The sequence below is a fragment of the Hymenobacter ginkgonis genome (assembly GCF_009755225.1).
In the GTDB taxonomy this organism is placed as follows: Bacteria; Bacteroidota; Bacteroidia; order Cytophagales; family Hymenobacteraceae; genus Hymenobacter; species Hymenobacter ginkgonis.
The window spans coordinates 436062-453717 of the sequence record NZ_WQKZ01000003.1 but is presented as its reverse complement, the minus strand read 5'-3'; the positions used below and the strand labels follow the sequence as shown (position 1 = coordinate 453717).

Annotated in this window: 14 protein-coding genes; 4 read left to right on the top strand and 10 right to left on the bottom strand. The window is 59.4% G+C overall.

What is annotated here, in order from left to right; all coding sequences use genetic code 11:
• Positions 1 to 74 precede the first annotated feature (74 nt).
• Complete coding sequence (locus tag GO988_RS13375) at positions 75 to 890, bottom strand: DUF4197 domain-containing protein (protein ID WP_157566244.1); 816 nt, start codon at positions 888 to 890, stop codon at positions 75 to 77.
• A gap of 118 nt (positions 891 to 1008) precedes the next feature.
• Here GO988_RS13375 and GO988_RS13370 point away from each other — a divergent pair, with 118 nt between their 5' ends.
• Complete coding sequence (locus GO988_RS13370; protein WP_157566242.1) at positions 1009 to 2274, top strand: competence/damage-inducible protein A; 1266 nt, start codon at positions 1009 to 1011, stop codon at positions 2272 to 2274.
• 125 nt (positions 2275 to 2399) lie between these two features.
• On the opposite strand, the gene pckA is transcribed toward GO988_RS13370, so the two are convergent.
• The 3 genes from pckA to GO988_RS13355 all read right to left on the bottom strand — a co-directional run bounded on the left by pckA (position 2400) and on the right by GO988_RS13355 (position 6598).
• A complete protein-coding gene (pckA, locus tag GO988_RS13365; protein ID WP_157566240.1) occupies positions 2400 to 4028 on the bottom strand; it encodes a phosphoenolpyruvate carboxykinase (ATP) in 1629 nt (542 codons plus the stop codon).
• A 419-nt stretch (positions 4029 to 4447) separates the two neighbouring features.
• Positions 4448 to 4729, bottom strand: coding sequence for a barstar family protein (locus tag GO988_RS13360; RefSeq protein WP_157566238.1), 282 nt, complete (start codon positions 4727 to 4729; stop codon positions 4448 to 4450).
• A gap of 57 nt (positions 4730 to 4786) precedes the next feature.
• Positions 4787 to 6598: an ABC transporter ATP-binding protein gene (locus GO988_RS13355; protein ID WP_157566236.1), complete on the bottom strand. Its 1812-nt coding sequence runs from the start codon at positions 6596 to 6598 to the stop codon at positions 4787 to 4789.
• A gap of 256 nt (positions 6599 to 6854) precedes the next feature.
• On the opposite strand from GO988_RS13355, the gene GO988_RS13350 reads away from it, so the two are divergent.
• Positions 6855 to 7139 carry a hypothetical protein gene (locus tag GO988_RS13350; RefSeq protein ID WP_157566233.1) on the top strand — a complete coding sequence of 95 codons (285 nt, stop codon included), beginning with the start codon at positions 6855 to 6857 and terminating at the stop codon, positions 7137 to 7139.
• Positions 7140 to 7220: 81 nt separating this feature from the next.
• Here GO988_RS13350 and GO988_RS13345 read toward each other — a convergent pair whose 3' ends face one another.
• The 4 genes from GO988_RS13345 to GO988_RS13330 all read right to left on the bottom strand — a co-directional run bounded on the left by GO988_RS13345 (position 7221) and on the right by GO988_RS13330 (position 10443).
• Positions 7221 to 7673 (bottom strand): hypothetical protein, encoded by a 453-nt coding sequence (locus tag GO988_RS13345; protein WP_157566231.1) that lies wholly within the window; start codon positions 7671 to 7673, stop codon positions 7221 to 7223.
• A gap of 81 nt (positions 7674 to 7754) precedes the next feature.
• Positions 7755 to 8117 carry a hypothetical protein gene (locus tag GO988_RS13340; RefSeq protein WP_157566229.1) on the bottom strand — a complete coding sequence of 121 codons (363 nt, stop codon included), beginning with the start codon at positions 8115 to 8117 and terminating at the stop codon, positions 7755 to 7757.
• Between the two features lie 203 nt (positions 8118 to 8320).
• Entirely contained in the window at positions 8321 to 9826 is a 1506-nt protein-coding gene (locus tag GO988_RS13335; RefSeq protein ID WP_157566227.1) for a hypothetical protein, read from the bottom strand.
• A 293-nt stretch (positions 9827 to 10119) separates the two neighbouring features.
• Positions 10120 to 10443 (bottom strand): hypothetical protein, encoded by a 324-nt coding sequence (locus tag GO988_RS13330; protein WP_157566225.1) that lies wholly within the window; start codon positions 10441 to 10443, stop codon positions 10120 to 10122.
• 332 nt (positions 10444 to 10775) lie between these two features.
• Here GO988_RS13330 and GO988_RS13325 point away from each other — a divergent pair, with 332 nt between their 5' ends.
• Positions 10776 to 12278 (top strand): dihydrolipoamide acetyltransferase family protein, encoded by a 1503-nt coding sequence (locus GO988_RS13325; RefSeq protein WP_157566223.1) that lies wholly within the window; start codon positions 10776 to 10778, stop codon positions 12276 to 12278.
• A gap of 107 nt (positions 12279 to 12385) precedes the next feature.
• Positions 12386 to 12601 carry a hypothetical protein gene (locus GO988_RS13320; protein WP_157566221.1) on the top strand — a complete coding sequence of 72 codons (216 nt, stop codon included), beginning with the start codon at positions 12386 to 12388 and terminating at the stop codon, positions 12599 to 12601.
• A 19-nt stretch (positions 12602 to 12620) separates the two neighbouring features.
• Here the strand turns inward: GO988_RS13320 and GO988_RS13315 are convergent, their stop codons facing one another.
• Complete coding sequence (locus tag GO988_RS13315) at positions 12621 to 14687, bottom strand: S9 family peptidase (protein ID WP_232341512.1); 2067 nt, start codon at positions 14685 to 14687, stop codon at positions 12621 to 12623.
• 280 nt (positions 14688 to 14967) lie between these two features.
• The gene (locus tag GO988_RS13310; RefSeq protein WP_157566217.1) at positions 14968 to 17598 is read right to left on the bottom strand and encodes a valine--tRNA ligase; all 2631 of its coding nucleotides are present in this window, start codon (positions 17596 to 17598) and stop codon (positions 14968 to 14970) included.
• Positions 17599 to 17656: the final 58 nt, after the last annotated feature.

Below are 17656 nucleotides of genomic sequence, written 5' to 3'. Positions count from 1 at the left end.
AGAGAAGCTTAAAAACAGGAACGTCCGGCTACCCTTAGGGTTGGCCGGACGTTCCTGTTTTAGTGCCCTACCCCTTACTTGCTGCCGAACACACGCTTCAGAATAGCGGTTGACTGGGCGGCCGGGTTCTGGCGAATTTTGGCTTCCTGCTGGGCCAGCAGCACAAACAGGCCATCTACGGTTTGGGCCGTTACGTAGTCGGTGAGGTTGGTTTTGGCGGGCGTCATGAGCGGAATTTTATTGTAGCGCTCGATGAGCTTGCTGTAGGCTGCATTGGCGCCTACTTGGTCGAGGCTCTGCACGATGCTCGGGCGCAGGGCCGCATTGAGGGCCGCCTCCGAATTCTTGCGCAGCAGCACGGTAGCGGCATCTTTGCTACCGCTCGTTACGAGCGTGAGGGCATCGGTGAGGGTAAGCTGCTGCACGGCATTGAGAAAAATATCCTTGGCGGCGGGCGCGGCGGCTTCGGCGGCGCGGTTGAGCAAGTTGGTTACTTGCTCTACGGCCTGCTTGCCCAGCGGCAGCGAGCCAAGGGTAGTAGCCACGAGCTGCGCATCGGGCGGAAACGGGATGCGGATATCGTCGTTGAGGTTAAACCCATCGGGTTCCGAAGCAAAGGCAACGGCTTTGGTAACGCCGGTGGTGAGGGCTTCGCGCAGGCCCGTACTCGCCTCGGCCTCGGTGAGGGGCGCTACGGGCGCAGCAACCGGCGCGGGGGTAGTTGCCGCCGCTTTGGTAGTGGTGGTAGCTTTTTTAGCGGGGGTAGCCTTGGCGGGGGTAGCCGCTTTTTTTACCACGGTAGTCTTTTTAGTAGTCGTGGCTTTTTTGGTAGTTTGGGCCAGGGCTGGCACAGCACCGAGCAACGCCAGCGCTAGTAATACATTTTTCATAAACTAAATAAGAGGAAATAGGTGGGGCCCAAAAACCAGACGGCTCGTATAGCTGTCCTGCAAGCACCCGTTGCAAAGGTCCTTCTTAAAACCCTGCCAAACTATCCCTACCCCCTCGATGGACGTTGAAATCATGACAATCGGCGACGAGCTGCTCTACGGGCAGGTCGTGGATACCAATTCGGCTTTTATGGGCCAGCAGCTGGGCCGCCTGGGCCTGCGTGTGCGCCAGATTACGAGCGTGAGCGACCGCGCCGACGAGATAGTGGCGGCCCTGGACCTGGCTCGCCAGCGCGCTAAAGTTATCTTGATGACTGGCGGCCTCGGCCCCACCAAAGACGACCTCACCAAGCACGTGCTGGCCCGCTATTTTGGCCGCGAACTGGTGCTACACGAGCCCACGCTGCGCCACGTAGAGCAGATTTTCCAGCGCTTCAACCGGCCCATGCTCGACGTAAACCGCCAGCAGGCGCTGGTGCCGGCTGGCTGCGAAGTACTATTCAATGCCGTAGGCACCGCGCCCGGCATGTGGCTAGAGGACCAGGGCACGGTGTTCATCAGTATGCCCGGTGTGCCCTTCGAAATGAAAAAGCTGATGACCGATGAGGTGCTGCCCAAGCTGCAAAGCAAGTTTCAGCTCGCCCCCATCGAGCACGTGGTGGTGATGACGGCTGGGCTGGGCGAGTCGTTTTTGGCCGAAAAAATTAAGGACTGGGAAAACGCCCTACCCCCTACTATTAAGCTGGCCTACCTGCCTAGCTTGGGCAGCGTGCGCCTGCGCCTCACTGGCACCGCCGACGGCCAGCCCGACCTGCGCGCCCGCATGCTGGCCCTCCTACCCCCCCTGCGCGAGCGCATCGGCGACTACATTTTTGCCGAAGAAGACTCGCCGCTTGAAGTGGTAATCGGCCAGCTGCTTAAAGCCAAAAACTGGCAGCTCGGCACCGCCGAGAGCTGCACTGGCGGCGCGGTGGCGGCCCGCATCACCAGCGTACCCGGCAGCTCGGCTTATTTTCGGGGCAGCGTGGTAGCCTACGATAACGACCTTAAGGAGAGCCTATTGGGCGTAAACGCCGAAACCCTGGCCCAGCACGGCGCCGTGAGCGAAGCCACCGTGCGCGAAATGGCCGAAGGCGCCCGTGCGCGCCTGGGCTGCGATGTAGCGCTGGCCACCAGCGGCATTGCCGGCCCCGGCGGCGGCACCCCGCTTAAGCCAGTGGGCACCATTTGCATTGCCTGCGCTACCCCCAGCGGCACCGTGAGCCGCCAGATTAACATCGACCGCGGCCGCCAAACCAACATCGAGTACACGACCCAGGCCGTGCTTATCCTGCTGTGGCAGCAATTGGCCGGCCACCGCGAGGCAGCGCTACTGAAGGTATAAAACTGATTATCAGACGAAAAGGGGACGTCCTGCTGACGACCGAAAGCATCTCTACCCCATCGTTATATGAAGCGGTGGAGATGCTTTCGGTCGTCAGCAGGACGTCCCCTTTTCGTCAAAGATTTCTAGGCAACTACTGGTTCGGAAACAGCCATGGGAGCACCGGCGAGTATCTCGGGGCTGGCAGCGGCCGCGTACTTCTCGAAGTTGGCGACAAATTTATTAGCCAGCGCATTAGCGGCTTGGTCGTAGGCGGTTTTGACGGCCCAAGTGCGGCGCGGGTCCAGCAAATCGGTGGGCACACCGGGCACGGCACCGGGTACTTCCACCCCAAATACTGGGTGCGGGCGAAACTTTACCCCGTCGAGTTGGCCCGTGAGCGCGGCCGTAATTAAAGTGCGGGTATGGCTGAGGCGCATGCGGCGGCCGGTGCCGTAGCCGCCGCCCGTCCAGCCGGTGTTCACGAGCCACACGTTCACCGCGTGCTCGTCCATTTTTTGGCCTAGCATTTCGGCGTAGCGTGTAGGATGCAGGGGTAGGAACACCGCCCCGAAGCAAGCCGAAAACGTAGCCTGCGGCTCCACAATGCCCATTTCGGTGCCTGCTACCTTAGCCGTGTAGCCCGACAGGAAGTGGTACATGGCGTGGCTTTTGTCGAGGCGGCTAATGGGGGGTAGCACGCCCGTGGCATCAGCCGTGAGGAAGAAAATGTGCGTCGGCACCGGCCCCACGCTCGGCACCGCGATGTTGGGGATGTACGTGATGGGATAGGCGGTGCGCGTGTTTTCAGTCACCGATTTATTGGCGTAGTCCACGGTGCGCGTGCCCGGCACAAAGCGCGTATTCTCTACGATGGCGCCGAAGCGGATAGCCTGCCAGATTTCGGGCTCCTTCTCCTCCAAAAGGTCGATTACCTTGGCGTAGCAGCCGCCCTCGAAGTTGAAAATGCCGCCCTGACCCGGTAGCCAGCCGTGCTCATCGTCGCCCACCAGGTGGCGGTTAGGGTCGGTCGAGAGGGTTGTTTTGCCCGTACCCGAGAGGCCGAAAAAGATGGCCGCATCGCCATGCGAGCCAATGTTGGCCGAGCAATGCATGGGCAGCGTATCCTGCGCGTGGGGCAACAGGAAGTTGAGTACACCAAAAATACCCTTTTTCATCTCGCCCGCGTAGGCCGTGCCGCCAATTAGCAGCAGCTTTTTGCTGAAGTTGATAACGGCGAAATTTGATTGGCGGGTGCCATCTACGGCTGGGTCAGCCTCGAAGCCAGGAGCGCAAATGATGCTAAAGTCAGCTAGCCAACTCGTATCAACGCCGGCTTCCGGCCGCAGAAAGAGATTGTGGCAGAATAAGTTATGCCAAGCCAGCTCGTTTACCACGCGCAGCTTGAGTTGCGAAGCCGGGTGGGCACCGGCGTAGGCTTCGCGCACGTACAGCTCCTTGTCTTCGAGGTAAGCCACCATTTTCTGGTGCAATTGGTCGAACTGGTCGGCCGCGAAAGGAATATTAATGTCGCCCCACCACACGCTGTCTTGGGTAATGACATCGCGCACGATAAATCGGTCTTTGGGCGAGCGGCCCGTGAAGCGGCCGGTATCGGCCATCAGCGCGCCCGTGTCGGTGAGCGTACCCTCGCCGCGGCACACGGCTGCCTCTACCAATTCGGCAGGGGTAGGGTTTAGGTGCGCGTGGGCCACGCGGGCAAATCCTAGCGGTTGCAGACGATTTAGAACAGCAGTGTTAGCGGTTACGGACATAGAGGTGGGGTAGGGTGGAAAATGCCAAGCGCCTGCGTAGCACTTCGCACCAGTATTACAACACGCCACAAAACTACGCTTGCGAATTTTATTATTTAGCGAATTTTCGCTAAAAGCTTTGTTTTCACTTCAGCCAAGCAACTAGGGCCAAGTCAGAATGCTTCTTTACGCGCTCCAAACGCCATTTTATTATGCAAAAAAATTTGTCGGTAAGGGCATAAGGCAGCTTAGGCCATACTACTTCCACACAATAGCTAGCGCTGGATTGGCGCTAGTTTCGCTTGATGGCCATATGGCAACTGGAGGGCCCCTAACAAGTGGTTGAGTATTCCATCTTGGCAATTCGGTATAAAGCCAAAACCCCGGCCGCTAAGGCAACCAGGGTTTTGAGGGGGCTAGCAGCCAAAGTCCGGCCTTCGTTAGGCAGCGAGGTGAATTTGCTTAGTAGGAATTTGCTCGTGATAATCCTGAATAATCTGCTGTAAAATCTGCATATCCTTTGGGCAAGCGCGTGCGAAGCCTTGCCAGTGCACTAAGATTACTTCATCGGGCATCTCTACAACTGCGATGATAGCATCCCAAAAAGCGTCCCAACTGACTCCATACCAAGTTGGAAAGCCAAGGTGTTGCTTAAATGCTTCATGAATTGCAACCTTACTCTCGACCCCAGCCAAATCAATTAATACGCTACGTTTCAGCATTTTGCGTGTTGAACTACGCTGACTTAATAAGCATAGGTGTTTAACCCCAAAAAGTAGCTAGAGCGCCGTATCCAGCACCTCATCGCCGTCATCGGCCATTGCTTTGGCCAGTTTCTCAATGTTCAAGCTGCGGGCCGAGGCGTCAAAAATCTCGCGGTAGGTGCCGCGCTTTTCGTACAATTCTAGGTGAGTGCCGCTTTCCACCATTTCGCCTTTTTTCATCACGTAGATGCAGTCGGAATCCACGATTTGGGCGAGGCTGTGGGAAATGATGACCACCGTGCGGCCCTGCTTGATGGCATCGAGGCTGTTTTTGATTTGCTCAGTGGCGATGGCGTCGAGGCTAGCGGTGGGCTCGTCGAGGAAGATGATGGGTGGATTTTTAAGGAAAAGCCGGGCAATGGCAATACGCTGCTGCTGGCCGCCCGAGAGCTGCTGTGCATCGCTTTGGTAGCCCTTGGGCAGGTCCAGAATCTGGTCGTGGAGGTAGGCTTGGCGGGCAGCGGCTTCAATCTCAGCCTGGGTAGCGTTGAAATTGCCGTAGCGGATATTCTCCTCAATCGTGCCCTTAAAAATGTGGTTTTTCTGGAGCACCAGGCCAATTTGCTGGCGCAGGGCGGGCGTATCGTACTCGCTGAGTGGCTGGCCATCGAGGTAAACGCCGCCGTTGTCGGGGCGGTAGAATTCGCAGAGCAGGTTAATAATCGTGCTTTTGCCGGCCCCCGAAAGGCCAACCAGCGCGGTGGTTTTGCCGGCCTCGATGGTCATGCTTACGTCGTGCAGCGCGGCGGTACCGCTGGGGTAGGTGAAGTTGACGTGGCGCAGCTCAAAGCGCCCATACAGGTGGGCGGGGCGCAGCGGGCCGGGGCGCTCGGTCTGGTCGTCGGCGTCGAGGATGGCGAAAAAGCCCTCGGCGTAGGTCAGGGCTTCGTTCATTTCGTCGTAGATGCGGTGCAGCTGCCGAATGGGCGCCGACACGTTGTTGAACAGCAGCACATGGAACATGATGGCCCCAATGCTCATTTGGCCCGCCAGTACGAGGTAAGCGGTGAGCACAATGATAGCCACTACCCCAATCTGCTCGAAAAACGATTTGAGGCCATCGTAGCGAAAGTTGGTTTTGCGAGTTTGCAGCTGCGCAGCTTCTAGTTTATCCTGCACAGCCAATTGCTTTTCGCCCTCGTACGCTTCGCGCACAAAGCTCTTAATCACCACGATGCTATCAATAATACTGATGAGGCCGTGGTTTTTTTCCTCGCGCAGGCTGCGCAGGTTGCGGCGAGTACCGTTGAGGCGGTCGGCCTGCCGGTAGCTTAGCCAAAAGTAGACGGGTAGGATGGACGTGGCCACCAGCCCTACCCACTTATTGGCCACAAACATGACGACCAGCGCCACAAGGGCGTTGGCAAAAAGCGGCAGAATATCAATAAAGAAGTTTTGAACCAACTTCATCAGGCTTTCCACGCCGCGGTCGATGCGGGTTTGGAGCTTGCCGGTTTGGTTGCCGGCCTCGGTGAAAAAGCCCAGCTCATAACCCAGAATCTTGGTTACGGCCGACTCGGCGAGCGCCCCCGACACGCTGATGCGGATTTTTTCGCCGTAGTATTTCTGGCCAAACGTGATGCCCGTATTGAGTAATTCTTTGCCCAGCAGCAGCACGCTTACCCACACCAGCATGCGCCAGCCCTGCGCCAAGCCCAGGCCTTGGTTGAGCAGACCCTGCACCGTGTCGACGGTGTAGCGCAACACGAAGGGATTGACCTGCGCGGCCAGCGAGCCCACCAGGGTGAGCAGCAGCGTACTAATGACGAGCCGGCGGTAGGGCTGCACAAAGGGCAGCAGGCGTTGGATGATTTGCCAAAGGCTCATGGGCAGCGGAAACGAAGTAGCGATAAAGGGTAGACGGGCAGGATAGGCAGGAGGTTATTTTTTGAAGGAAAGCGACTAGCCCCTACTCCTTATTTTTAGTCGATTAAGCACCTGCGCCGGTCGAGGCTGGCGGGGGCCGCGTCGAATTAGGCGCAGGCCGATGTACTAATTCGTGCCCGAAGGCAGTTTAGGGGGCAGTAGCAACGTGTTACTCGCGGCTGCGGCTGCGCGCATTCATTCTTACTACCCCCTTTTTATGCTACGAGCTACCTTCCTGTTTTTGTGCCTGCTGGGGCTAGCTGCCTCGGTGGCCGATGCGACCCCGGCCGCCGCCCAGCGCAAGCCCTACGCCCTGCGCAACAGCCGCCTCACGCGCGGCAACTTTGTGCCGGTATATAAAACTTACCGCAACCACAGCCACCAGGATAGACCGCTTTTCAGCTTCCTGCACTTTGGCGGCCAGCACTCGGCCACGGCGCGGCACCGCGGCGGCCGGCCCGCCAGCCACTCATCGCGCCGCCACACCACGGGCATTTTTTAGGCTTTGTTTTCACAGAAAAGCGCAAAAAGCCCCGGCCACTTGGCCGGGGCTTTTTCATTTAACCTAGGGCGTAAGCAAGACCTAGCTGTCGGCTTTGGCTTTGATTTTCACCTTGCCGTTTTTGGCCTTCACTTTGCCATCCTGCATTTCTTCGGCAGCGCCACGGCCCCGCTCACGGCGGTTGGCCATCATAGTAGTGTACTTGGTAAATTGGTCGGAGGTAAGCACTTGCTTGAGCTGGTCGTCGTACTTAGCCCGGTTGGCCTGCATCTGCTCGCGCAGCTGGCTGCGGTCGGTGCCGGCCTGCATTTGGCCGCGCATGGCCATCATTTCCTGGTCGCGGCTTAGCATAATTTGCTGCACTTTGGCCGACTGCTCGGTGCTCAAGCCCAGCTGCTTGGTGAGGCCTTCGGTCTGGCGGGCGGCCATGGCCTCGGGGGTAGGGCGGCTACCATCTTGCGGCGGGCCGGCCTGGGCCGAAGCAGCAGTGGCAGAAAGGGCAAGCGCCAACAAGGGCAACAGAAACTTTTTCATGGGTTTTTTAACAGAAAATAAGGAGTAAAAAAGCGCCGGGCCGGCCACGCTGGCGGTTAGACGCCGGCCCGGCGGGTAGGTTTAGCGGCGGTAGCTGGCTTCCCAACGGGCGCGCTCCTGGGGCGTTACGCGGTGGTTCTGGGCGTAGCCGTAGTTGTGGCCCTGCTCCCAGTTGCGGCGCTCGTCGCGGGTCACTTTGTGGTCGCGGTCAAAGCCGTAGTTTTTGCTGCGGTCAAACTTGTCGTCGTTGCGACGGTCGTTGCGGTGGGCAGCCTCCCAGCGGGCTTGTTCCTGGGGCGTTACGCGGTGGTTTTTAGCGTAGCCATAATTGTCATCGCGGCGGCCGGGGCCTTGGTTGAAGCTACCAGGGGCGGGCGCAGCAAATACGCTGGTGGCCGTGAGCAGCGCCGTAGCGGCGAGGGTAGTAAAGAGGGACGTTTTCATGGCGCTAAAAAGCAAATTGGTTACCGAGCCAGTAGCGGCGGGGTAACTAGCCCTTTGCAAACGCCCGGCCGTAAACGTGGCCCATGCGCCAACTTTCGCGCCTACCCCCCGCAAACCCCGACCAACGCCCGCATCACGTCGATTGAACTTCCCGCGCAAGCCGCTCGGTACTAGGCTTCGGAGGTGGGCCAGCCTGTGGATGGCTATTGGGTAGGCAGCCCCGGCTGCCGGCGCACCCCTTGCAGGCCAAAGTAGCGGGCTATTTCGAGGTTGTCGGCGTAGGCAGGCAGTATTTCTACACTGTACTCGATGCGCCGGCCCGGCACGGCCAGCGGCACCAGCACCCCCGGCACCACGGGCAGGCGCAGGGGCGGCACCGAAACCAAGAGCCGCCCCTGCGCCCGCGCCTGCCGCAATAGGGCATAGCGCGCCTGCATCTGCTGGTCGTAGCTGGGCGCCGCAAGCAGCCATTCCTGCCAGGCGCGGCCGGTTTTACCGGCCCCTAGCAGGCCAAGCAGCCCTACTGCCAGCAGTTGCACCGCTCGGCTGCCACGCCGGCGCAGCGCAACTGGCTGCCACCACGTACCCAGCCACAGCGCCAAGGCGGCCGTTGATACTAGTAAGAGGCAGACCAGCAGATTGCTTGCCCGGCTCAGTACGGGGTCTACCCAAAAGGTTTTCATAAACGCTACCCCTACTGTGTTAAGCAAAGCATAGCCGCTGGCTACTACCAGCACATCGGCGCGGCTGGGCGGGGTAGCTGGCGCGGGGCGTAGCAGTACGCCCAGCCACCATAAGCTGACGGCTAGCCCCAGCGCGCTGGCCAGCACCAGCGGCTGGCTCACTCCTACGAGCACTGCCCAGCCGGTGCGTGGTAGCAGCAGTAGCCAGCGATGCGCCTGCGGATAAGCATCGGTGAGGGCCGCCCGGTGCCAGTTGCCGGGCGCGGCCACCGCCACAGCTCCGCACACTAGCGCCAGCCTGACCCAAATCAGCCATAGCCGCCACGCGGCCGGTTGGTGGCGGCGCACCCACCAGCCTAGTCCCGCCAGCCCCACAAAGCAGGCTAGCAGCACGAGCTCGCTGCTGCTGATGGCGGCCGCCAGGCACACAGCGGCCCCAGTGGCCCACCAGCGGCGCGCGTGCCCCGCCGGCAAGAGCACGGCCCGGAGCGCCGCTGCCCCAAACCCCAAGCCGAATGCCCAGGCCAATTGGTACACAAAGGAAGCCGCGTACCAATACAAAAACGAAAAGGGCTCGGGCAGCGCATTTAGCTCCAGCGCCAGCACTAGCAGCGCTACGCCCCACGCCGCGCCGCGGCGGCTGGGCTGAGGCGGGGCACTACTCGGCGCCGGCTGGCCCAACACGGCTAGCAGCGCCCCAAAAAATTGCTGCAACGCCAGCAAATGCCCCAGCAAGGCGCTCGCTAGTACCAGCCGCAGGCCACTTAGCCGCGCGGCCAATGGCCACCAGGTTAGGGCATTAAGGGTAGTAGATAAAAATACAGCGGTGTACCGACCCGACCAGTTTTGGTAGGTGTGGACTTGGCTGGCCCAATAGCCTAGCTCGGCCGTGCCATTGGCATTAACGTAGTCGTCGAAGTACGGATGCGCAAACTGCGTCAGCGCCAGCAGCGGCAGCACGGCCACTACCAGCACCCCCACTACCCCCAGCAGGGCCCAGCGCGGAAGAAAAGAACGTATATGCACTACTTGAACAGCGCGGTTTTAGGGCGGGCCTCGGCTAGCTGCACCCGGAAAGCTTTGCCTAAGGCCTTGCAAAAATAGTAGCCCACGGTTGGCCAGGCCATCATGTCGCTGGCTTCCCTACCCTTTAGCAAGCTAGCGGCCGCTGGTTGCTTCCTGCCGGAGCTTGTGCAGTTTTGCCAGTGCAGGGCTGGGCACCGCAACCTTGCCCCTTTATTATTTTAAGCAGAATTCCCCAAAACCCCGACCATCCGGCCGAAGATTTTGAGGAATTTTATCCGTTAACGCTTTACTACCTAGCGGCGGTAGCTATCCTCCCAACGGGCGCGCTCCTGGGGGCTGACGCGGTGGTTTTGGGCGTAGCCATAGTTGTGGCCGGCTTCCCAGCGGCGGCGCTCGTCGCGGGTGACGCGGTGGTCGCGCTCAAACCCAAAGTTTTGGTTGCGGTCAAAATGGTCGTCGCGGCGGTCGTTGCGGTGCGCGGCATCCCAGCGGGCTTGCTCGCGGGGCGAGAGGCGGCGGTCTTGGTTAAAATCGGGGCCGTGTTGCAACGGAGCAGCTTGCACCGAAGCAGTAGCGAACAAAGCAGTGGCGAGGGCAGCGAAGAGGAAGGTTTTCATGACGAAGAAAGTTAAATCTTGAAGGTGAGGTAGTTGGAGCGCCACCGGCCTATGCATCGGTAGGGGGCTGCTTATCCCTTTGCAAACCACCGGCCGCAAACCGGCCCTACCCCCCGCTTTTGCTCGCACGCCCCCCAAATCCCGACCGACGCCCCAATTGTGCCGATGAAGAGCAAGTAGCAGTGCCCGGCACCGGTGCAGTTTTGGTGGCGTGGCGATAGTCTTTGCGCACTGAGCGAAGGTTAGGTGCGGGGGCGTTTTCGCTTCTGCCTACCTTTGCGCCACAATTCTCCCGCCCACCCCCTCCTTTTTTTAAGACCCCCTGCCCCTTTATGGCCCGAGTGGAAATGACGATGCCCAAGATGGGCGAATCCATCATGGAAGGCACCGTGCTGAAATGGCTCAAACAAGTTGGTGATGCCATTGAGCAAGACGAGTCGGTGCTGGAAGTAGCCACCGATAAGGTAGATACCGAAGTACCAGCCCTTTACGCCGGCACGCTGGCCGAAATCCTAGTGCAGGAAGGCCAGGTGGTGGCCGTGGGTGCGCCCATCGCCATCGTCGAAACGGATGCCGCTGCGGCCCCTACCCCACCCAATACCGACGAGCTGGAAGAAGCTAGCGCCCAGCCCGCGGTGGCCGAGCGCGACGCCCCCACCAGCCCTACCCCCGCCGAAGTGCCGTATCTGCCCACGCCCGACGACCCGCAGGCGGCGCAGCAGGCCACAGCCGCCGAGTTTCCGGTGCTGGCCGGCCGCTTTTATTCGCCTTTGGTGCTTAGCATTGCCCGCGAAGAAGGGGTAGGCATGACCGACCTCGAGCGCCTACCTGGCACCGGCCAGGATGGCCGCGTTACCAAAAAAGATATTCTGGACTATGTAGCTGCTGGCAAGCAGCCGCTGGCCCCTACTGCCCAGCCGGCGCCGGCGCCGGCTGGGCAGCCAGCCGCGGCGCCGGCTGGCACTGCGGCTCCATTTAGCCTTAAGGCGGCCCGCGCCACTCAGGCTGCCAAAGCGGCTTGGACCGAGCCTGCAGGCAATGCTAACGGCCAGACGGCCAGCGCGCCAGCCCCAGCTCCTGCGCCTACCCCCGCCCCTAGCGCCAAGCCCATGCCTTCGGTATCGGGCAGCCAAGAGTTGGTGGAGATGGACCGTATGCGCAAGATGATTGCCCAGCGCATGGTGGATTCGAAGCGCATTTCGCCGCACGTGACGAGCTTCGTGGAAGCCGACGTGACGGAGCTGGTGAATTGGCGCAACAAGCATAAGGATGCCTACAAGAAGCGCGAGGGCGAAAACCTCACCTTCACGCCGATTTTCATTCAGGCCGTGGCGCGCGCCATCCAGGATTATCCGCTGATAAACGTGTCGGTAGATGGCGATTACATCATCAAGAAAAAAGAAATCAACATTGGTGTGGCGGTCGCGCTGCCCTCGGGCAACCTCATCGTGCCGGTCATTCACAATGCCGACCAGCTCAACCTCAACGGCTTGAGCAAGAAGATGAACGACTTGGCCAACCGTGCCCGCCAAAACAAACTCAAGCCCGAAGACCTGGCCGGCGGCACCTACACGCTCAGCAACGTGGGCTCGTTTGGCAACGTCATGGGCACGCCCATTATCATGCAGCCGCAGGTGGCCATCATGGCCGTGGGTGCCATCAAGAAGAAGCCCGCCGTGATTGAAACGCCACAGGGCGACCTCATCGGTATTCGGCAGTTTATGTTCTTGAGCCACAGCTACGACCACCGTGTGGTTGATGGCTCGCTCGGCGGCATGTTTGTGCGCAAAGTGGCTGATTACCTGGAACAGTTTGACCCAAACACGACGGTTTAGCTCTCTACGGAACCGCTTAACAACAACCAAAACAGAACGTCATGCTGCGCTTTGCTCAGCATGACGTTCTGTTTTGGTGCGGCTAAATTTTTTGTTACCAATTTATTATGAAAAATATTGCCTTCATTGGGGCGCTGGTCATTTCCATTGGCCTCATCATCTTCCTCTACCAGCGCCTCACGGCCACCGAAGCGGCGCTACGCGTAGCCGAGCAGCATTTTGCCGACTGCCAGCAGGTGACGTTTCAGCTCCAAAACCAGTTGAGCGCCGACGAAAAAAGCGCGGAGGCTAAGTCAGCCACCGCGCCTTCTGCCAAGCACTAATTCAGCGGCCTACCCCCGCCTACATTGCCGACTTCTGCCCTAGCAGCAGAAATAGGAAAGCGTACTGCCGTGCCACGTCGTGCAGCGCCTTGAAGCGGCCCGAGGCGCCGCCGTGGCCGGCTTCCATATCGGTGTGCATCAGCAGCAGGTGGTTGTCGGTTTTGGTGGCGCGCAGCTTAGCTACCCACTTGGCGGGCTCGAAGTACTGCACCTGCGAATCGTGCAGACCGGTGAGCACCAGCATGTTGGGGTATTTCTGAGCTTTCACGTTGTCGTAGGGCGAGTACGAGAGCATGTAGTCGTAGTACTTCTTCTCGGCGGGGTTGCCCCACTGGTCGTATTCGCCGGTGGTGAGCGGAATACTGGCGTCCGACATGGTCGTGACCACATCCACAAAAGGCACGGCCGCGATAACGCCCTTGTAGAGGTCGGGGCGCATGTTCACGACGGCGCCCATGAGCAGGCCGCCGGCGCTGCCACCCAGGGCAAATAGCTTGGCGGGCGTGGTGTACTTCTCTTTGATGAGGTATTGCGAGCAGTCAATAAAGTCGTTGAAGGAATTGACTTTATGCAGCATGCGACCATCCTCAAACCATTGCCGGCCCAACTCCTGCCCGCCCCGGATGCCGCAGAGCACGTAGGCAAAGCCGCGGTTGAGCAAGCTCAGGCGCGCCGCCGAAAACGTGGGGTCCATCGAGAGGCCGTACGAGCCGTAGGCGTATTGCAGCACGGGCGCGGTGCCGTCTTTCTTAAAGCCCTTTTTGTAGACAATAGCCACTGGAATCAGCTTGCCATCGCGGGCCTTCACAAACGTGCGCTCCGTCACGTAATCGACTTTGTTGAAGCCCCCTAGCACCGGTTGCTCCTTCAGCAAGGCCAGCTTGTGGGTGGCCATGTTGTAGTCGTAGGTGGTAGAGGGAGTAGTAAACGAGGTATAGGTGAAGCGCAGCAGCGGAGTATCGAACTCGGGGTTGGCGCCGATAAAAGTGGTATAGGCCAGCTCGCGGAAATCGACGGTGTGGCCCACTTCGTCCTTAAAATTGATGACGCGCAGCTGGCGTAGGCCTTCTTCGCGCTCATTCAGCACGAGGTAGTCCTTGAATAATTCCATCTGCTCGATGAACACGTCGTCGCGCTGCGGCACCACGTCTTCCCACTGGCCCTTGCCGGTATTGGTAACCGGCGAAGCCATGATGCGGAAGTTTGGCGCCTCCCAGTTGGTGCGGATGTAGAACTGCCCATTGGCATCCTGCACCTCATACAGGTGGTCGGCCTCGCGGGGCAAAAACACCTTAAACTGCCCGGTCGGCTTGCTGGCATCGAGGTAGCGATACTCTGACGAGAGCGAACTGTGCAGCGTGATGCCCACGTAGCGGCGCGACTTGCTGCGCTCGATGTTGACGCCAAATGTGTTATCCTTTTCCTCATACACCAGCACGTCCTGGGCCGGGTCGGTGCCCAGCGTGTGGCGATACACTTGGTAGGGCAGGAGCGTCGTTACGTCTTTTTTGGCGTAGAAAACCGTTTTATTATCGGCCGCCCACACCGCCGAACCGGCCGTATTGGCGATTTTTTCGGGGTAGGCCTGGCCGGTTTTCAGGTTTTTAAAGCGCAGTGTATAGAGGCGGCGGCTCACTGTGTCGGTGCCAAAAGCCAGCACCTCGTTGTTGTCGCTGACCTCGTAGCCGCCCACGGCAAAGTATGATTTGCCCTGGCCCATTTGGTTGCCATTGAGCATAATTTCCTCAGGCGCTTGCAGGTTGCCGGCTTTGCGGCAGTAGAGCGGGTACTCGCCGCCCAACTCGTAGCGGGTGTAGTAGTAGTAGCCATTGTCGCGAAACGGCACTGACTCATCTTGCTCCTTAATGCGGCCTTTCATCTCGTTGAAAAGCTTCTCTTCCAATCCTTTAACGGGTGCCATCTTCTCGTCGAAGTACGCATTTTCCTGCTTCAGGTAGTCGAGCACCTGAGGGTTTTCGCGCTCATTGAGCCAATAGTAGTTGTCGGTACGCGTGCCGTGGGGCGAAACAAGCTGCTTGGGCTTGATGGCGGCCGTAGGGGGGGTAGGCATAGTAGTAGAAGCCATGGACTGCGATTGGGCCTGAGCAGCCAGGGCACTAAGGGCGCCCAAACAGCTAAGCCAGAAAGTAGATAGTGTTTTCATAAGAACAAAAAAATGCTTGCACTCCCAAATAAACGGCTAAAATGGCGACTCCTCTAAGTAAGGTTCGCGGCCCCTACCCTGCTTTTTGCTTAGCAAGCGTTGGCGCACAAGCCCTTAATGCCTAAAAGCGAAGAACGCTGGACCCGGCCGATAGCTATCGGACGGGCCCAGCGTTCGAGTGGGTTACATGGTATTATGGCCGCTACAGCGCTTTCAGGGCCTGCTCTAGCGCGGCAATTTTTGATTCGGCATCGGCCAGCTTCTGGCGCTCGCGCTCCAGCACGTCGGGCTTGGCGTTGGCTACAAACTTCTCGTTGCTCAGCTTTTTATTCACCGAGTCGCGGAAACCGATGGCGTACTCCAACTCCTTTTCGACGCGGGCGCGCTCAGTGGCCGCATCTACCTGCATAGCCAGCGGCACGAAAAATTCGCTACCCCCCTGCACGAAGCTCACGGCGCTAGCCGGCGCCTCCTCCACAAACGACAAGTCGCTGAGGTTAGCCAGCTTGCGCACGAGGGGCGCGTAAGCGAGGATAGCTGCCTGGTCATCGGCCTTCACAGCCAGCTCCAGCTGCTTGGTGGGGCCGAGGTTCTTCTGGTTGCGCACGTTACGCACGCCAGCCACGATGGCGAGGGCCTTGTCCATGCCAGCTAGCACCTCCGCGCCGTCGGCGGGGGTAGCCACCTTGGGCCAATGCGCCACGCACACGTAGTCTTTAGGGCCACGTTCGGCCAGTTCGTGCCACAGCTCTTCGGTGATGAAGGGCATGAACGGGTGTAGCAGTTTGAGCAGCGTTTCGAGGAAGCCCACGGTAGCGCGCAGCGTCTCCGCATCAATGGGATGCTGGTAAACTGGCTTCACCATTTCGAGGTAGTACGAGCAGAAATCGTCCCACACCAATTTATACACCGTCAGCAGCGCGTCGCTCATCCGAAACTTGTCGAAGTGCTCGTCGAGCACCGCCACTGTTTCGGCCAGCTTGGCTTCAAACCAACTAACGGCCTGCGCGTTAGCGAAGGGCAAGGTATTATCCACCTCCCAGCCTTTCACGAGGCGGAAGGCGTTCCAGAGCTTGTTGTTGAAGTTGCGGCCCTGGTCAATCAGCTTCTGGTCATAGAACAAGTCGTTGCCGGCGGGCGACGAAAACAGCATCCCCGTCCGCACCGCATCTGCGCCAAAGTCGCGGATGAGGTCGAGCGGGTCGGGCGAGTTGCCGAGCTGCTTGCTCATCTTCCTACCCTGCGCATCGCGCACGATACCCGTCAGGTACACGTTTTTAAACGGCACTTCCTTCCGGTATTCCAGGCCGGCCATAATCATGCGGGCTACCCAGAAAAATAGAATTTCGGGGGCCGTAACGAGGTCGTTAGTCGGGTAGAAATAGTTGATGTCGGCGTTGTCGGGGTCGTCGAAGCCATCGAACACCGAGATGGGCCACAGCCACGACGAAAACCAGGTATCGAGCACGTCCTCGTCCTGGCGCAGGTCACTGGCTTGCAAGTCGTTGTTGCCGCTTTGGGCGCGGGCCAGCTCCACGGCTTCGGCCTCATTCTGGGCCACTACAAACGAGCCATCGGGCAGGTAGTAGGCCGGAATGCGCTGGCCCCACCACAGCTGGCGCGAAATGCACCAGTCGCGCACGTTCTCCATCCACACCCGGTACATGTTCTTGAACTTGGGCGGGTGCAGCTTGATGGTGTCGTTTTCCACCACTTCGAGCGCGGGCTTAGCGAGGTGCTCCATTTTCAGGAACCACTGCAAGCTCAGTTTGGGCTCAATCACAGCCCCGGTGCGCTCCGAGGTCTGCACGATGCTGGCGTACTCCTCGATTTTATCGAGCAGGCCGGCTTCCTGCAAATCCTTCACAATGTTGCGGCGGGCCGCAAATCGGTCCTGGCCCACGTACAGCTCCGCTTTCTCGTTCAGCGTACCGTTATCGTTCAGAATATCAATAACCGGCAGGTTGTGTTTCAAACCCAGCTCATAGTCGTTGAGGTCGTGGGCGGGCGTCACTTTCAGCGCGCCCGTGCCGAAATCTACCGTCACATATTCATCCTGAATAACCGGGATTTCGCGACCTAGGAGCGGGATGCGCACGCGCTGCCCGGCCAGGTCCTGGTAGCGCGGGTCGGTGGGGTTCACCGCCACGGCCACGTCGGCCATCACGGTTTCGGGGCGCGAGGTAGCTACCGTGAGGAAGCGGCCGGGCTGACCCACCACTTCGTACTTGAGGTGGTACATCTTGGCCTGGGTATCCTTCGGAATTACTTCTTCATCGGAGATGGCGGTGCCGCCCAGCGGGTCCCAGTTTACCATACGCACGCCGCGGTAAATCAGGCCTTTGCGGTACAAGTCCACAAACACGCGCAGCACAGCCTCGGTTAGCTTGGGCTCCATTGTGAAGCGCGTGCGGCTCCAGTCGCACGACGCGCCGAGCTGCTTCAGCTGCTCCAGGATGATGCCACCGTACTTCTCCTTCCAGGCCCAGGCATGGGTTAGGAAGTCTTCGCGGCTCAGGTCGTGCTTATTGATGCCCTGCTCCTTGAGCATAGCCACCACTTTGGCCTCGGTGGCGATGCTGGCGTGGTCGGTGCCGGGCACCCAGCAGGCTTCTTTGCCCTGCATCCGGGCGCGGCGCACGAGCACGTCCTGAATCGTATTGTTGAGCATGTGGCCCATGTGCAGCACGCCCGTCACGTTGGGCGGCGGAATGACTACCGTATAGGGCTGCTTACGGGGGTTGGGTTTGGCTTGGAAAAAGCCCTGCTCTTGCCAGCGCTGGTACCATTTGGCTTCAACGTCGGCGGGCGAATAAGTTTTGGCGAGGGACATGTGGTCGGGGGTCTGCTACTAAGTAGCAAAAGTACGGCGGGCGGGGTTGGCGATAGTA

Coding starts and splice junctions, on each gene's coding strand:
- GO988_RS13375 (WP_157566244.1), bottom strand. CDS start 890: ATGAAAAATGTATTACTAGCGCTGGCGTTGCTCGGTGCTGTGCCAGCC.
- GO988_RS13370 (WP_157566242.1), top strand. CDS start 1,009: ATGGACGTTGAAATCATGACAATCGGCGACGAGCTGCTCTACGGGCAG.
- pckA (WP_157566240.1), bottom strand. CDS start 4,028: ATGTCCGTAACCGCTAACACTGCTGTTCTAAATCGTCTGCAACCGCTA.
- GO988_RS13360 (WP_157566238.1), bottom strand. CDS start 4,729: ATGCTGAAACGTAGCGTATTAATTGATTTGGCTGGGGTCGAGAGTAAG.
- GO988_RS13355 (WP_157566236.1), bottom strand. CDS start 6,598: ATGAGCCTTTGGCAAATCATCCAACGCCTGCTGCCCTTTGTGCAGCCC.
- GO988_RS13350 (WP_157566233.1), top strand. CDS start 6,855: ATGCTACGAGCTACCTTCCTGTTTTTGTGCCTGCTGGGGCTAGCTGCC.
- GO988_RS13345 (WP_157566231.1), bottom strand. CDS start 7,673: ATGAAAAAGTTTCTGTTGCCCTTGTTGGCGCTTGCCCTTTCTGCCACT.
- GO988_RS13340 (WP_157566229.1), bottom strand. CDS start 8,117: ATGAAAACGTCCCTCTTTACTACCCTCGCCGCTACGGCGCTGCTCACG.
- GO988_RS13330 (WP_157566225.1), bottom strand. CDS start 10,443: ATGAAAACCTTCCTCTTCGCTGCCCTCGCCACTGCTTTGTTCGCTACT.
- GO988_RS13325 (WP_157566223.1), top strand. CDS start 10,776: ATGGCCCGAGTGGAAATGACGATGCCCAAGATGGGCGAATCCATCATG.
- GO988_RS13320 (WP_157566221.1), top strand. CDS start 12,386: ATGAAAAATATTGCCTTCATTGGGGCGCTGGTCATTTCCATTGGCCTC.
- GO988_RS13315 (WP_232341512.1), bottom strand. CDS start 14,687: ATGGCTTCTACTACTATGCCTACCCCCCCTACGGCCGCCATCAAGCCC.
- GO988_RS13310 (WP_157566217.1), bottom strand. CDS start 17,598: ATGTCCCTCGCCAAAACTTATTCGCCCGCCGACGTTGAAGCCAAATGG.